We start from the raw sequence: 16,846 nt of genomic DNA, 5'->3' as shown, positions 1-16,846 counted from the left end.
ATGCTATTAAATTTTTCCTACGAATTTATGTCTTTACAGCTATCTCTGATTACCAGTTTAGTTGGAATCGTAACTTTTTTAGGAATCTCTCTTTTTTCCACTATTCTTTCGAGTAGAAGGTCAACTGAGGTTTTTCCCATAAACTCAGTATATACCTTTACGGTTGTAAGGGGAGGAATCAGATATCTTGATGCTTCTATATCATTAAACCCTACTATAGATATATCCGAAGGTATAGATATCTTATTTTCATAAAGAGCCTGCATAGCTCCCATAGCCATGGAATCGCTCCCCACAAAAAATGCAGTAGGCATATTTTTTAGCTTCTTCTCTGAATCCTCTATCGCCTTTTTCATAAGCTTGTATCCCTCTTCAGTCGTGTACTTTCCAGTATACACATCATTTTCATTGTATATACCGTAACCTTCCATATACCTCTTGTAGCCTGATTCTCTTTTGTCCTTGATAAGAGATTTATCTTTTCCTACATACTCTTTTCCCCCTATATACCCTATCCGTCTGTGTCCTAGGGAAAATAGGTAATTCATTATAGTTTCCATGGATTTTTTGAAATCAACAATGACACAATCGCACCTATCGTCATCTGGATAATAATCCGCAAATACAATATTTTTTGAATAGCTTCTAAATTCATCTATTTCTTCCTGTGCAAATTTCCCAATACATATTATGCCATCTAAGGACTTGAGTTGGCTTAGAGGATACATCCCTTGATTTTTATATATAGATTTTGTCTCAATTTTTCTTATACTGCACTCCTTTTCAATTCCCTTGGAAAGAGAAACATAATAAGGATCTCCAAGTTCTTCCTTTTGAGAATACCAGTGTATTACTCCTATTTTTGTTCTATCCTTGCTTCTTTTATTTCTCTGCCTTACTGTCTTATAATTCAAGCGGTCTGCCGCTTCAAAAATCTTTTTTCTGGTATCCTCTGCAACCGAAAGCCTGATGTCTTCATTGAGGACCCTAGATACTGTAGCTGGCGAAACCCCTGCTTCTTTCGCTATATCTTTTATGGTAGCCATTTCCACAGTCCTTTCTGCATTAGGATAAAAACACCTATTAATTATTTTTTCTTTATATATTTTCTAGTATCTATTGCAACTGCAGTAACTATTATAAGTCCTTTTATTATATATTGAAGATAAGGACTTACTCCAATAAACGAAAGTCCATAGTTTATTACCTGAAAAATAAGTACCCCTGTAACTACACCTGCTACAGTTCCTACTCCACCTGTAAATGATACTCCACCTACAACGCAGGCTGCAATTGCATCAAGTTCATACATATTACCTGTATTGTTTGTAGCACTTCCTACACGTGCCGCTTCCAATGAACCGGCAAATCCATAGAGTATTCCAGCTATCATATATATTATCATTATGTTTCTTGCAATATTAACCCCAGAAACTGCAGCAGCTTCAGGATTCCCTCCTATAGCATATATATTTTTCCCTAGTTTGGTTTTATTCCAAAGAATCCAGACTAGGACTATTACTATAGAAGCATATATTACCAGATATGGAATTATAAAAGTACCTATATTTATACTTCTTTGTGCGAACATCATAAATTTTGGGTCAAGCCCTCCAATAGGTTGAGCGCCGTATGGTGGTCTGTCAAAATATATTGAGTTAACTCCATATATTATAATCATCATACCAAGAGTCGCTATAAATGGAGTAACTTTAAGCTTGGATACCACAAAACCATTTATAAGACCAAATATTCCTGTGATAGATGCAGCAAGAAGTATAGGAAGAAATATTGGTAGTTGAGGCAAGTCCGGATACATTCTATAGGCATAGGCTGGTGCCTGAAGCAAAGAAGCCGATATTACCGCAGCAAGTCCGACTTGTCTTCCTGCCGAAAGATCTGTTCCTTGTGTTATTATTATTCCACCGACTCCAAGAGCTATTATTACACGAGTAGAAGCTTGGGCTAAAATGTTTCTAAAGTTTTGTACCGACAAAAACGATGGGGATAGGGCTATTATAATGAGTAAAAGGACTACTAGCACTATAAAAATAGCATTATTTAGCATAAATGTCGATATTTTTTTCGGGGTGAATCTATCTTTAAGTGTACTTTTTGGAGGATTAATTTTGTCCACTTTGTCACGCTCCTTTCTATAAGAACTTTGCTGATAGTTTTAGAATTTCTTCTTGTGTTGTAGTTTTTGTATCTACTATTCCTGCAACTTTTCCATTGCTCATAACAAGTATTCTATCTGTAATACCAAGAAGCTCTGGCATCTCAGAAGAAATCATTATTATGGCTTTTCCCCTTTTAGCAAGGTCTATTATAAGTTGATAGATTTCAAATTTTGCACCTACATCTATTCCTCTTGTAGGTTCATCTAGCATCAGTATTTCAGGCTCTGTAAGTAACCATCTTCCAAGTATAACTTTCTGCTGATTCCCACCTGAAAGAGACTCGATTTTGGTTTTCTGATTTGGGGTTCTAACTCTCATTCTATCTATCACCCACTTGGTATCTGTTGCTCTTTTAGCATCATTAATTATTCCAAATTTATTTGAATAACCATCAATATTTGCAATTGTAGAGTTGAAATTTATATCAAGGACACCAAATATCCCATTGGACCTTCTTTCTTCTGTAACAAGAGCAAATCCGTTTCTGATTGCACTATGGGAATCTTTATTTAATACTTTGGTCCCATGAAGTAATACATCTCCGCTATTTGTATGTCTTATCCCAAATATTGATTCAACTACATCGGTTCTTTTGGAGCCTACGAGTCCTGCTATTCCAAGTATTTCTCCTTCTCTAAGCTCAAAAGACACATCTTTTATGGATGGCTGATAGGTTGCTGTAAGGTTTTTCACATGAAGAATTGTTTCTCCAGGAAGATTATCTTTATCTGGGAATCTATTTGTAAGGTCTCTACCTACCATAAGGCTTATTATTTTGTCTATTGTAAGATCACTTGCATAGTTTGTAGATATCCACTTTCCATCTCTCATTACCGTTACATCATCAGAAATCTGAAGGATTTCTTCCATTTTATGGGATATATATATAACTCCTACTCCTGTTTCTTTAAGAGTCCTTATTATCCTAAAAAGATGATCTACTTCCTTTTCTGTAAGAGAGGATGTAGGCTCATCCATTACTATGATTTTTGAATTGTAGGAAACTGCTTTAGCAATCTCTACCATCTGCATCTGTGAAACCGAGAGTGTCTCCACCTTCATTCTTGGATCAAGGTCTATGGCAAAGTCCTCAAAGATTTTTTTAGTATCCTTATACATTTTCTCTTCATCTATAAAAAGATTTTTTTTAGGATATCTTCCAAGCCATATATTATCCATTATGTTTCTTTGTTTTACCTGATTGAGCTCTTGATGAACCATTGAAACTCCATTGTCAAGTGCCTGTTTTGCTGAGTCAAATTTTACCTTTTGTCCTTCTATATAAATCTCACCGGAATCTTCATTGTAGATACCAAAGAGGCATTTCATAAGAGTGGATTTACCAGCTCCATTTTCTCCCATAAGAGCATGAACTGTTCCTTTTCTAAGCCTTAGCTGTACGTTATCAAGTGCTTTTACTCCAGGAAATTCCTTAGAAATTCCAATCATTTCAAGTAGGTATCCGTCATTTCGCTTATTATTCTCGGTTTTTTCCAACATAGGTCTCACCCCATTTCAAATTCCAGTTGTTATACAAACAAGGATGCATATATGCACCCTTGTTTGATATTTGATTTAGTTATATGCTTCTTCAGCTACTTCAATATTGTCAAGAGTTATTGGCACGTAAGGTACACGAACCGCTTTATTTTCATCTAAAGTCCAGTCTGTATCTGTAAGTGGATCAAGTCCTTTTGCAGCATTCAATGCTAAATCAAAAGTAGCCGCACCTTGATTTTTCGCATCATTTAGAACTGTACCAAGCATTATACCTTCTTTTATTTGCTCAAGTGCATCTGGTATTGCATCAACACCAACAACCGGCATATACTTGTCTCCAGTAAAGTAACCTTCTGCTCTAAGAGACTGTATCGCTCCAAGAGCCATTGCATCGTTGTTTGCTATTACGAATTCAATGTTGTCGCCATGTTTAGCAAGCCATGCATCCATAAGCTCTTTACCTTTTATAGAGTCCCACATACCAGTTTGAAGCTCTAGTTCCTCAACTTCTATCCCTTGAGAAATTAACTCTTCAATAACATATTGTGTTCTAGCTTCTGCATCAGGATGTCCTGGTTCGCCCTTTAAAAGTACATATTGGATTTTTCCATCTCCATTTTTATCCCATTCAGGGTTTGCTTTCCATGCATCTGCAGCAAGCTGTCCTTGCATTATTCCAGATTCGGAAGATGTAGTACCAACATACCACGCCTGATCATAACTATTTAGGTCCGCAAAATTTGGTTCTTTATTAAAGAAAATAACTGGAAGATTAGCAGCCTGTGCCTTAGATATTATACTAGCAGCTGCTTGAGGATCAACAAGATTAATTGCAAGAGCGTTAACTCCCCTTGAAATCATAAGGTCAACCTGCTCATTTTGAGTAGCTTGATTGTTTTGTGAATCATTAAGTATAAGCTCCGCATTTCCACTAGCTTTTGTTTCAATTGCTCTACGAACAAACGACATAAAGTTATCATCGAATCTGTAGATTGTAACACCAATCATAGGCATTTCATCAGATGTTTCTGCCCCTTCTTCTCCTTCTGGAGCTGGAGCTGGCTCAGGTGAATTACAAGCTGTTAGCGAAAACACTAACATAAGTCCCATCAACATTGCTAGAAACTTTTTCACAAAAATTTCCCCCTTTATTTTTAAAATATTTTAAATGAGCTAAATTCGAAAACGTTTTCAGCTCTACCTAAAATTTACTAAATATTTACCCCCTTGTCAATAACCGAAACCTATATTAAAAGAATTTTCTAAAAATATTTTCTTCTACGATAAATACTTTCTGAAATTTAATAAAAAATAACTTACCTAATTTTTTTTCTTTCTTAATTTTATTTGTTCTTTTTTATATTGATAAATCTATATTTAAAGCTCTTTTATTCAAAATAAAATACCCATACAACAATAAAAATTTATTATTATATGGGTATTAATTTAAATAAAAAAATTTTTAGGTTCCATTTTCTCTTTACCATATTTCTATCTTTAATTTCTAAATAAAACTATATAGATCAATACTATAAATCTAAATTTAGTTACTAAATTTTTAGTAAATATTTTATTGTTTCACTAAGTTTTAAGGCCTTTCCATGTTTTATTCTCTTATGCTGTAGCTTTTTATTATATCTCTTCTGCTCACTATTCCAACTAAAACTCCGTTTTCTAAAATCGGAAGTCTATTAACCTTATTATTGGTCATTAATTTAGAAAGTTCTTCAATAGTGTCATCAATATCAGCAGCTATAACTTTTTCAGTCATTACATCTTTTACCACATACCCAATCATTTTTTTGATTTGCTTTTCTAGATTGTTTGGATTTTCGAAGAATATATAACTATCCAAGATTGCAAGATATCTAGGCATTTTAAGCTCATTACTTCTATAAATAAGGTCTCCCTCTGTAATTATTCCAAGGACATGATTATTTTCATCTACAACCGGAAGTCCAGTTATATTATATTCCATTAAAAGCTTTACTACCTTTTCAACTGTATCATCAGGTTTTACAGTAATAACATTTTTAGTCATTATATCTTTTGCTTTCATAAAAAAACCCCCTTATTCAAGTATATTAATCTAATATACCCATTAGTAGGGGGTTCAATTATTTTATATTCTCTATTTAGTTAGTTTTATATAATCTTCTGTTATTTCAATTTTTCCATCCTTCAAAAGACGTCCTACGCCTCTTTTAAAAGCTTTTTTACTCATACTTAGTTGCTTTTTTATTTCTTCTGGATCTGATTTGTCAGTTATAAATAAAGTCCCGCCTTGTTTTTCAATTTCTTTTAGAATTGTATAGGAATCTTTATCCATCTGATCTACAACATTAAGTCTAAAACTAAGCCTTAGCTTTCCTTCTTCGTCTATATGAATTACTCTCGCCTTAATCCATTCTCCTCTGCTATAGAGTCTCATGGATTCGCTAATTGGTATCATCCCATGATATTTTCCATCAACTGCCACAAATATTCCTACATCTTTTTTTATGCTATATATCATTCCTTCTATCATATCTCCTACTTTGTAGGGCGAGTCGGAGGATAGTACAGAATAAGTATCCATAGTAGCACATAGCCTGTCACTTTTATCAACATATAAGCCTACTATATATTCATTTCCTTCTTCTACCTTTACAGTTTGCTCTTTAAAAGGCAGTAATAAATCCTTTTCTAGTCCCCAATCAAGGAAAGCTCCTATATCAGTGATTTCAATGACCTTAAGGGGTGCAACCTCACCCACAGATAGTTTTGGTGTTCTCGTAGTTGCAACAAGTCTATCTTGAGAATCCCTGTATATAAATACCTCTATATCCTCTCCTAGTGAAATATCTTCTGGAACCTGCTTTTTAGGAAGAAGAACCTCTTCCCCTTTTTCTCCAGTACCTAGATATGCTCCTATAGAAACGAACCTAAGCACCTTGAGCTTTTGAAACTTACCTAATTCTATCATTTAAACCTCCCTTTAAATTCTTCCAGATATCTTATCAATAAAAGGTATGATATCTTCTTCAGGCATAGGCTTAGCAAAATAATAGCCCTGAATCCTGTTTCCTTTATATTTTTTAATTCTTTCAAACTGCCCTAAGTTCTCTACCCCTTCTGCCACAACTTCAAGGTTGAGCTGATGGGCTAAGCTTATTATAGAAGATGTTAGATTTTCTGTCATTAAATCATTTTCCATATCCCTAATAAAACTTTTGTCTATTTTTAGGGTAGTAATTGGTAAAGCCTTCAAATAACTAAGTGATGAATACCCAGTCCCAAAATCGTCTAGAGCAATTCTAATTCCAATATCTTTAAGTATGCTTAGTTTTTCATAAACATCATCAATAGATTTCATAAGAACTGATTCCGTTATTTCTATTTCTATAGTCTTACAAGATAAGTCATATTTTTTGATTGTATCTAGTATAAAGTCATTAAAATCTTCCTGCATTAGCTGAATCACAGATATATTTACAGCAACGGTATGCTTATAATACCCCATCATATAAAGTTTTTTTGCAAATCTACATGATTCTTCAAATACCCATTTTCCTATTGCTACTATCTTTTGGCTATCTTCCGCTATCTTTATAAATTTATCTGGAGATACTGTTCCAAGAGTTGGACTTTTCCATCTTATCAAAGCCTCTACTCCCCATATTTCATTTTTTAATATATCAAATTGTGGCTGAAAGTATAACTCGAATTCGTTATTCTCAAGTGCAGTTCTAAGTTTTTGTTCTATTTCAGCTCTTTCAACAATTGTACTTTTCATATCATCATTATAGAAAATGTATCTTCCTTTACCTAGTCTTTTAGCTTCGTACATTGCTATATCTGCATTTTTCATCAGAGAATCTGAGTCACTACCATCCTGAGGATATATTGATATACCCATACTTACATCTACCTGAAGTATGCTATCGCCTACATGGGTTGCCTCACTGAAATATCTTGATATCTCCTGGGCAAGTCCCTCTGCAGATTCTAAGTCACTAGAACACCATACTATATATTCATCTCCTCCAACTCTATATAGCTTCAACTCATCTTTGAGATTTTGCCTTAGTTTTTTTGCTATATCAATAAGCATTTTATCACCAAAGGTATGTCCCATTGTATCGTTTATATATTTGAAATCATCAATATCTATAACCATAAATATACCTTGGTTGTCTGGAGTATATCTATGATGATTTTCTATATCTTCCTTTAGAGACTCTCTATTTGGAAGTCCTGTGAGATTATCATGATATGCCATTTGTTTTAATTCTTCTTCAGATGCAGATATTTGGTTGTAAAGAGCATTTAGTTCTATATTGTTTTCTTGAAGTTTTTTCTTTGCTGTCATTAGTCTGTTTAAAGCAACCGAAAGCACTATCAGAAATATACTCAGAAATGTTATTGCAGATATTCCTATGTAAACAATATCCTTGTATTCGTCCATAATAGAAAGTGGTTTATTAAAGATAGTAGCATCTTTGGGAATTTTATTTAACGGAAAACCAAATTTAGATAATTCGTCGTAATCTACAACAAGCTTTGTCGTACCGTTTTTAAAAACATCAATTTCCCTAATATCCTCTCCATCTAAAACCCTCATGGCTAATTCTGCGGCAGTTTCTCCTTGAAAGGTTCCAGAGATAACCTTTCCTCCTATAGCTCCATGTCCAAGGCTCATCTCATAAAGAGAAAATACAGGTACAGGAGCTATCTCACTTATCATACTTGTTATAAGGGGATTATCTATGATTGTTCCTCTGGAGTCTCTATGAAATGTAGTTATTAGAATCATACTGTTTTGAGGAAGGCTTTTTACCTCTTCAAGTATCCTCTCTACTGACATTGGAGCAAAAGATATTGAATGAGCAGAAAGTCTGCTGTTTTTTATAGATTGAGCTACTGATTTTCCCATGGCTATTCCACTTTCAGTATAGTCATGTAGCACATATACCAGCTTTATATCCTCATTTATTGCCATAGCAAGTTTTAGAGTTTCCTCTATTTCTGCTTCCTCAACTACCCCAGTCACATTTTCAAAATCCTGAGTTAGACTGTGATAATTCCCTGTACTTACTCCAGTAAATATAATCGGTGCATCGTTAAATATATCCTTTGTATTTGTCACTGCAAATTCAAGAGCTGCATCATCTGTAGCAATTATTATATCAATTTCTTGTCTCTCATATCTGTATTTTAAGGTTTGTTTTAAAAGGTCTAAATTTGCCTGTGTCGGATAGTTTTTCCAGTCCATATATTCTATGAACAAAGATGTACTATAAGCCTCATTTTGGTTGAATTTTTCAGTGATGGCATCAACCGTTTGGTCAGTCCACAAAAAACCTCTATGATAAGAATTTAAAATCAAAACATTTTTCTCATCTGTTTGGGCAGAGGATGATATCATAGGATTAATAAGAGTAAATGTTGCTATTATAATACCTACTATTATTATTGTATATGTTCTATGTCTACTGTTTGCCATCTATAGTATTTCCTTTCGGATTTAAAGATTCTTAATATGATATTATGTCTATATCTTCATCTGAGTCTTTTTCGTCCATTCCTTCTACAGTAATAACCAGCTTTACAGGTAGGGCAACTATCATTTGGTTTGGCCTGCTTATCCACCCCATATCCGAGTGTATTGCCTGAGGGGTAATTTCTTTCGGAAGCCTGTGAAGCCTTACTTTAGAATCAAGAACTTCTAGCTTCCCTTCATAAGTTTGAGATTCATGAGAAAATTCAAAGTCTATAAAATACGAAGTCTCACTCGTCTCCATAGGAAATCTGCTAACTTCTTTGCCATCTACATTTACAACTATTTCCTTCTGTCCATTGTCACTTTGAGCAATTACTGGAATCAACAAGGGAAGAGTATTAATTATAAGGATTAAAAATATAAGAATTTTATCTCCTTTTGTTATTATTTTCAAAATAAATTCCTCCATCAAAACTATATCAAAATTCAATTACTATCTATTATATTATAACATTATAAAAGACTTTGCCGTTATAATTATTGATTAAAAGTGTTTACAAAAAAGAGTTTTGTATTTCATGGGGTTCAAGGGGCTTACTATAATAATATCCTTGACCTAAAATGCAGCCCATTCTTTTAATAGCTTCAAGCTGCTCTTTGGTTTCTATTCCTTCTGCTACGATATCAAGCTTTAAAATTCTCCCCATAGAAAGTATCGATCTGCATATCTCCACCCCTTTGCTATCATAGGGGATGTCATCTATGAATATCTTATCTATTTTTATTTTTTTTATTGGAAGATTTTTGAGTTGTCCTAGCGATGAGTATCCTGTTCCAAAGTCATCAATAGACATCGAAATCCCTGCTCCATTTAAGTAGTTGATATTTTCAAGAATTATTTTTATGTTTCCCATCATTATGCTCTCTGTTATTTCAAATTCTATTTTAAAAAGATTAACACCATAGTATTCAAATATACTAAGGGCATTAAAGCAAAAGTCTTGATGTTCAAGTTGCTTTGTGGAAATATTTATAGCTACCTTTGGTATATCAATCCCCGCATCTTTCCATTTCACTATGTCCTTAGACACTTCTTTCAATATAAAGTCTCCTAAAAGGTTTATATTTCCTGTTTTTTCTGCAATAGAAATAAAATCCATAGGATTAATAAGCCCAATATCTTTATTTTGCCATCTAGCTAATGCTTCTAGACCTGCAAGCTTTTTGCCATTTATATCAAAAATAGGTTGGTACATGAGATAAAACTCACCTTCATCTATTCCTCTTTTTATATTATTCGCTATAAAAAAACTCTTTATCATTTCATCTTCCATCTTTTTATCATAAAAAACAAGAGCATTTTGCATTTCCTTGCTGTAAAAAGATGCAATATTGGTATTCCTTATGAGGATATCAACATCTATACCATCTAAAGGATAAAAAGCTACACCTTGTCTTACCAAAATATTAACTTCTATATCATCTATTTTTATTGGAGCCTCTAATTTTTTTCTTATTTCTTTAGTTAATTCAAATATTTTATTTTCATATTTAAGCCTTGGAGTTGCAATTATAAATTCATCAGAGCCATAACGGCCAATTAAAAATCCTGATTTAAAATTTTCTTTTAATATAACTGCACATTTTTTTAATATCTCATCTCCGATATTTTGTCCAAGGGAATCATTCATTTCCTTAAAATTCACTATATCAACTAAAATAAGAGCAAAGATAAAGTCGCCTCTATAGTCACTAAGTTTTTTCTGAAGGTTTATTTCAAATCCATTCCTATTACAAAGTCCTGTAAGGGAATCTCTTTGAGAAAAAACTTTCAGTCTTTGCCTGATTTTTTTCCTTAGTGTCAAGTCTTCAAATATCAATACATATCTTTCTATTTCCTTATCACTTTTGTCCTTCACTGTAAATATTGTAAGTTTTTCCGGATATTTCTTACCGTTTCTGTGTTTACTCCAAATCTCCCCTTCCCATCTTTCGTATACCATAAGAGAAGTCCAGATATCTTTGAAAAGCTCTTCATCAAGTAATCCAGTCTTTATATCTCTGGGACTTTTTCCTTTCATATCATCTATTTTTATTCCAGTAATTCTTTGAGCTGAAAGATTTCCCCAAATTATCTTAAATTTATTGTCAGTAATTATTATTCCATCTTTCATTGCTTGAAATACTGCTTCAAATAAAAAAGTGTCACCACTTAAAATATCAGCTTTTTTTATATACATGGGATCGCCCCTTTTCCCATTAAATTAATAAGAGAAATACTACTGCTTCATAGTCTAATTATTCCCTTTTTTTCCCATAATAAGCATCTATAGACCTCTAGCTATTATAAATATAGACTTATTTAATATTTAGTCAATTTCGACTTTTTCATATGGGGCATTTCTTACTTGATAATAATTATTTATAGTAGTAATATGATATCTATGATTTCATATAAAGAAAGGATTTGATATTATTGAACAATGTGATTAAAGAGTATCTTATAATAACTATAGGGTTTATAATTGTAGCTCTTGGCCTAACTCTTTTTATAATCCCCTCTAACCTTGCAGCTGGTGGGGTTACTGGGCTGGCTCTTGTAATAAGCACAAATTTCCCAATATTTTCAATAGGCTTCTTACTCTTATCAATAAATGCTATTCTCTTTATAATTGCATTTCTAACTTTAGGACCTGCGTTTGGTGCAAGGAGTATTTATGCCAGTTTAGGACTTTCTGGAACTATTTGGCTTTTTCAAGCTATATTTCCAATGTCTGAGCCTTTTACAGATGATATTTTCATTAATCTTGTATTTGGTATGCTTGTATCCAGCACTGGAATGGCCATGGTACTTTATCAAAATGCATCTACCGGCGGAACTGACATAGTAGCAAAGATACTTAATAAATATTTTCAGCTTGAAATTGGAAAATCACTTCTTATAGTAGATTTTATAGTAACTATTTTGGCTACCATCACATTCGGACCTAGACTTGGTATGTATGCAATATTAGGCGTCATCTTAAATGGATTTATGATAGACAACATAATTGCAGGACTCGAGACAAAGATAAATGTAAATATAGTCACTACGAACACAGAAAAGGTAAGAGAATACATAATAGGAAACCTAGTAAGAGGAGCTACCATATATAATGCCGAAGGAGCTTATACCAATAGTCCTAAGAAAGTAATTGTAGCTGTAATGAGTAAAAGAGAATTTATTCAGCTTAAAAAATATGTTGCAGAGATAGACCCAGCTGCCTTTGTAACTGCAAACGTAGTGCATTCAGTTCTTGGCGAAGGTTTCATACGCTAAAAAATTCCCCGAGATTAAAAATCTTCGGGGATTTTCACTTTATTAACAAATAAAAAACGCTCTATCTCTAGAGCGCTTTAGTCTTATTAATGTACTTCCATTTCTCCAGTAACCTGTCCACCATTTGCTATTTCAAATGATTCTTGGTACTCTTCACTCATGAAGTGGATATTTCCTTCAACTACTGAATCGTCTACAACGAATCCGTTAGCTTCTACGTAGATATCTCCAACAAAAGTTCCGCCTACAAGTTTAGCATTTTCACTCTTAATAGTAAGCTTTGGAGCTGTAAGAGTGTATAGGTCAGTTTTGTTTCTGTCAGCATCTTGGTCATAAAGAGCGATTTTTCTTGTTACAGCATCTCTATGAGTATATTCACCTTCAAGTACAAGCTCTTGGTCTGTAGTAAAGTCTTCAGTGAATATGATTATCCATGATCCGTTTTCTCCCATTGCAGTCATAAGTGATTCTTCATCTGTAAAAGTAGATGCTCCAGTTACTGCTTCTGGCTCTTCTTCAGCTGCTGGTTCTTCTACTGCTGGCTCTTCTGGTGCTGGAGCTGGCTCAGATGGTGTACAACCAGTAGCAACAAGTCCTACTGATACAAGTAAAGTAAGTAATAACATTTTGAATTTCATTAAATTACCCTCCTAAATTAAATAGTTCTTTAAAGAGAAATTCCCTTAACATTATTTTAACATAATTTCAGTATAGTTAAATATGTAATTCCAATTTTGTCTCTTTTTAGATTTTTTGTTCATTATGTAACGTAATTTCTTTTTATTTAATGAACAAAAGCCCTTGAATTCTATGATTCAAAGGCTTTTCGGATTGAATTTTCACTATATTGTGAAGAATCTACCAAAAACTTTAGTTATGTGATAGTGGTCTAAAGTTCCAGAAAGTTCTCTAATTGAATGCATGGAAAGCATTGGATTACCAATATCTACTGATTTGATAGATACATGGGTAGATGATATAGGTCCTATTGTAGAACCTCCTGCCTCATCGGATTTGTTTACAAACTTCTGGTAAGGAACTGAAGCTTCATTGCACAGCCCCATAAAAACAGCAGAGGACTGACTATCAGATGTATATCTTTTATTTGCACTTAATTTTATAACTGGTCCTTCATTTATCTTAGGTCTATTTGTAGGGTCATGCTTTTCAGGAGTATTTGGATGAACAGCGTGGGCCATATCTGAAGATATCATAAAGGATTTTTCCATGTTCATAAGATGTTCTTCTCTTTCCAGCCCCAACGAAATAGATATCCTCTCAAGAATATCAGCTAATAAGGTTGAATCCGCTCCTGTTTTTGACATGCTGCCCACTTCTTCATTGTCAAATCCAGCTACAAGCTTTATTCCGCTTCCATCTTTGCTATCTGCTAAGGCTACTAAAGATGCATGCAGCATTGCTAAGTTGTCTATCCTTGGAGACGATATAAATTCATCATTAAACCCTATAAAGCTGCTCTTGGATGCTTCATACATATAAAGCTCATAATCCATAATAGTATCTGCATCTATATCTAACTGATTTGAAAGCATCTTAATTAGATAGTCATCCCCAATATAGTCACCACTCAATGATACAAGAGGGAGCATGTCTTTTTGTTTGTTAAGCTCTACCCCTTTATTTACCTCCCTGTTAAGATGTATTGCTAAATTAGGGATTATAGCAACAGGCTTTTCGAAGTCTACGAGTACTTCATCTGGTTTCATGACGTTATCTGATTTTAATACTACCTTTCCTGCGATAGAAAGAGGTCTATCAAGCCATGTGTTTAATATAGGCCCCCCATATATCTCTGAATTTAGCTTTACATATCCATTTTCTTTTATTACAGCATTTGGCTTAATCATTATAGATGGAGAGTCTGTATGAGAACCTATAATATGGTATCCTCCATCATTACTATATATTTTAAACGCCATTATAGCGCTTTTGTAGTCTATATAATAGCCCTTAGATTTTTCTAGATTCCATTTTTCATCTGGAAATATCTCTTCAAATCCCGCCTCTTTAAGCATAGTTATTGACTCTTTCACAGCGTGAAAAGGGGTCTTACTTTTATCTAAAAATGACATCATTTCTATTGCAGATTTTTTTTCCATGTTCCCACTCCTTTATTTTGATTAGATTGACTTTCATTGTCCAATAAACTGATTAAAAGTTTTTTAACTATATGGTTTCAAGCTTTACAAATGTAGTATCTATCTGTTTTATTCCTTTTCCTTCAAAAGCAATAGTATAGATAGTACCGCTTTTTCCTACAACCATACCTACTCCAAACTTTCCATGCTTTACCTTTGCCCCTACATTTATATCACTTTGCCCCTTTTCCTTTGTCCTGTCTTCTACCCCTATTTTATATTTATTTTTATATTTCTCATAAAGACTCTCTGGCTTCATTATCTCTTCTTTTATATTTGCTTCAAATAGCTCACTGTCTACTTCATCAATAAACCTTGAAGCTCTTGAAAAGTTCCTTTTTCCATAGAGGGTTCTTTCTGATGCATAGGTGATATAAAGTACTTCCTTTGCTCTTGTCATGCCAACATAACAGAGTCTTCGTTCTTCTTCCATTTGATTTTCATCCATAAAGGCTCTTGATGATGGAAATATCCCTTCTTCTACTCCAGCCATAAATACTACAGGAAATTCTAGCCCCTTAGCACTGTGTAGTGTCATCAAAGTGACAAACTGCTCCGATTCATTGAAGTTGTCAAGATCACTCATAAGAGATACTGAACCTAAAAACTCTTCCAAGGTATTTTCTTGGGCTTTTTCTTCAAATTCCATTACAACAGTTCTAAGCTCTTTAAGGTTTTCGATTCTGCTTCTTGCCTCATCTGTATCTTCTGCTTCAAGCTCTTTTATATAGAGGGTATTGTCCATTACCTTATCTAAAAGTTGGCTAACTGGCAAAATCTCTTTCATATCTATAAAAGAATTTATCATATTTGCAAACTTCCCAAGAGATGATTTTACTTTAGTGGATACATCAACATCACTTAAATCAAGAATCACACTATATAGACTTTCACCTGTCATCATAGCTCTTTCTTCTATTTTTTCAAGTGATTTAAGGCCTACTCCTCTTTTTGGAACATTCACTATTCTTTTTAGAGCTACATCATCTAGAGGATTGTGAGCAAGTCTTAGATAAGCCATAATATCCTTGACTTCTTTTCTATCATAAAACTTTAGGGAACCAAATATTTTATAAGGGACAGAGTTTTTTACAAGGGCTTCTTCAAGAGCTCTAGACTGAGCATTGGTCCTATACAAGATTGCGAAATCCTTAAGTCCTCTTTTTTCTTCCCTTTGTCTTCTAATAATTTCTGAGGCAATATACTGACCTTCTGTTTTTTCATCAATAGATTTATGAAGCTTTATTTTTTCCCCTTCTTTTATATCAGTCCAAAGCTGCTTTTTCTTTCTTCCTGTGTTTCTATCAATAACGCTATTTGCTCCATTTAGTATTATCTCTGTAGACCTGTAGTTTCGCTCAAGCTTTATAACCTCAGCTGAAGGATAATCTTTTTCAAAGTCAAGTATATTTGAAATATCCGCACCTCTCCAGCCATAGATAGACTGGTCATCATCTCCAACTACACATAGGTTCTCATGGTATTTACTAAGAGTGTTAATTAAGACATACTGGGAATAGTTAGTGTCCTGATACTCATCTACCATAATATATTTGAATTTTCTCTGGTAAAAATCCCGGATTCCTTCTTCAGCCCTTAAAAGCTCTACTGTCTTAAATATAAGGTCATCAAAATCAAGGGCATTATTGTTTTTTAATCTTTTTTGATAAAGCTTATATACTTTTGCAATTTTGGACATCCTAAAATCAGATACATATCTCTCTTCAAACTCCTTAGGTCCCATCAGCTTATCCTTAGCGTTTGATATTGCTGATAAAATGGAATTTGGTTTGAAGGTATCTTCCCTTAAATTCGCTTCTTTTACACAGTCTTTTATAACTGAGAGCTGGTCTTGAGTATCATAAATTACAAAAGAATTTCCATATCCTATCTTATCTATATCACGTCTTAGTATTCTCACACAAAGGGAATGAAATGTCCCCATCCATATATCCCTTGCCTGATCACCAACAAGATCTGTAACCCTTTCCTTCATTTCATTTGCTGCCTTATTGGTGAATGTTATTGCCAGTATGGAAAACGGAGATATACCTAGATTTTTTATCATATGAGCTATCCTATAGGTTATAACTCTTGTCTTTCCAGAGCCAGCTCCAGCAAGTATTAGAAGTGGTCCCTCCACTTTTTCCACAGCACTTAGCTGATTTTCATTTAAGGTCGATAAGTTCATTTTTTTCCTCCGTGT

Annotated in this window: 13 protein-coding genes; 1 reads left to right on the top strand and 12 read right to left on the bottom strand. The window is 33.7% G+C overall.

Translation table 11 applies throughout. The features are described 5' to 3' along the window. Positions 1-17: 17 nt before the first annotated feature. From J2Z35_RS03405 to J2Z35_RS03365, 9 genes are all read right to left on the bottom strand, one after another. Positions 18-1,046, bottom strand: coding sequence for a LacI family DNA-binding transcriptional regulator (locus J2Z35_RS03405; protein WP_209659513.1), 1,029 nt, complete (start codon positions 1,044-1,046; stop codon positions 18-20). Between the two features lie 41 nt (positions 1,047-1,087). Next, the gene (gene mglC, locus J2Z35_RS03400; protein WP_330623365.1) at positions 1,088-2,137 is read right to left on the bottom strand and encodes a galactose/methyl galactoside ABC transporter permease MglC; all 1,050 of its coding nucleotides are present in this window, start codon (positions 2,135-2,137) and stop codon (positions 1,088-1,090) included. 16 nt (positions 2,138-2,153) lie between these two features. Further along, positions 2,154-3,680 (bottom strand): galactose/methyl galactoside ABC transporter ATP-binding protein MglA, encoded by a 1,527-nt coding sequence (gene mglA / locus J2Z35_RS03395; RefSeq protein WP_209659359.1) that lies wholly within the window; start codon positions 3,678-3,680, stop codon positions 2,154-2,156. Between the two features lie 75 nt (positions 3,681-3,755). Further along, positions 3,756-4,814, bottom strand: coding sequence for a galactose/glucose ABC transporter substrate-binding protein MglB (gene mglB / locus J2Z35_RS03390; protein WP_330623363.1), 1,059 nt, complete (start codon positions 4,812-4,814; stop codon positions 3,756-3,758). Positions 4,815-5,286: 472 nt separating this feature from the next. Then, the gene (locus J2Z35_RS03385) at positions 5,287-5,739 is read right to left on the bottom strand and encodes a CBS domain-containing protein (RefSeq protein ID WP_209659357.1); all 453 of its coding nucleotides are present in this window, start codon (positions 5,737-5,739) and stop codon (positions 5,287-5,289) included. Positions 5,740-5,811: 72 nt separating this feature from the next. Then, the gene (locus J2Z35_RS03380) at positions 5,812-6,645 is read right to left on the bottom strand and encodes a CvfB family protein (protein ID WP_209659355.1); all 834 of its coding nucleotides are present in this window, start codon (positions 6,643-6,645) and stop codon (positions 5,812-5,814) included. Between the two features lie 12 nt (positions 6,646-6,657). Next, positions 6,658-9,165: an ABC transporter substrate binding protein gene (locus J2Z35_RS03375; RefSeq protein WP_209659354.1), complete on the bottom strand. Its 2,508-nt coding sequence runs from the start codon at positions 9,163-9,165 to the stop codon at positions 6,658-6,660. 31 nt (positions 9,166-9,196) lie between these two features. After that, positions 9,197-9,616: a NusG domain II-containing protein gene (locus J2Z35_RS03370; RefSeq protein ID WP_209659352.1), complete on the bottom strand. Its 420-nt coding sequence runs from the start codon at positions 9,614-9,616 to the stop codon at positions 9,197-9,199. Positions 9,617-9,716: 100 nt separating this feature from the next. Then, entirely contained in the window at positions 9,717-11,402 is a 1,686-nt protein-coding gene (locus tag J2Z35_RS03365) for a sensor domain-containing protein (protein WP_209659350.1), read from the bottom strand. A gap of 245 nt (positions 11,403-11,647) precedes the next feature. Between J2Z35_RS03365 and J2Z35_RS03360 the strand changes: the two genes are divergently transcribed. Continuing rightward, positions 11,648-12,481: a YitT family protein gene (locus J2Z35_RS03360; RefSeq protein WP_330623362.1), complete on the top strand. Its 834-nt coding sequence runs from the start codon at positions 11,648-11,650 to the stop codon at positions 12,479-12,481. Positions 12,482-12,567: 86 nt separating this feature from the next. Here the strand turns inward: J2Z35_RS03360 and J2Z35_RS03355 are convergent, their stop codons facing one another. The 3 genes from J2Z35_RS03355 to pcrA all read right to left on the bottom strand — a co-directional run bounded on the left by J2Z35_RS03355 (position 12,568) and on the right by pcrA (position 16,831). Continuing rightward, a complete protein-coding gene (locus J2Z35_RS03355) occupies positions 12,568-13,119 on the bottom strand; it encodes a polymer-forming cytoskeletal protein (protein ID WP_209659346.1) in 552 nt (183 codons plus the stop codon). A gap of 204 nt (positions 13,120-13,323) precedes the next feature. Further along, complete coding sequence (locus tag J2Z35_RS03350) at positions 13,324-14,601, bottom strand: M18 family aminopeptidase (RefSeq protein WP_209659344.1); 1,278 nt, start codon at positions 14,599-14,601, stop codon at positions 13,324-13,326. Positions 14,602-14,668: 67 nt separating this feature from the next. Continuing rightward, entirely contained in the window at positions 14,669-16,831 is a 2,163-nt protein-coding gene (pcrA, locus tag J2Z35_RS03345) for a DNA helicase PcrA (protein ID WP_209659342.1), read from the bottom strand. Between the last annotated feature and the right edge of the window lie 15 nt (positions 16,832-16,846).

It is taken from the genome of Acetoanaerobium pronyense (genome assembly GCF_017874355.1).
GTDB classification, from domain to species: Bacteria; Bacillota; Clostridia; order Peptostreptococcales; family Filifactoraceae; genus Acetoanaerobium; species Acetoanaerobium pronyense.
This window is presented reverse-complemented; position numbering and strand designations above follow the sequence as displayed.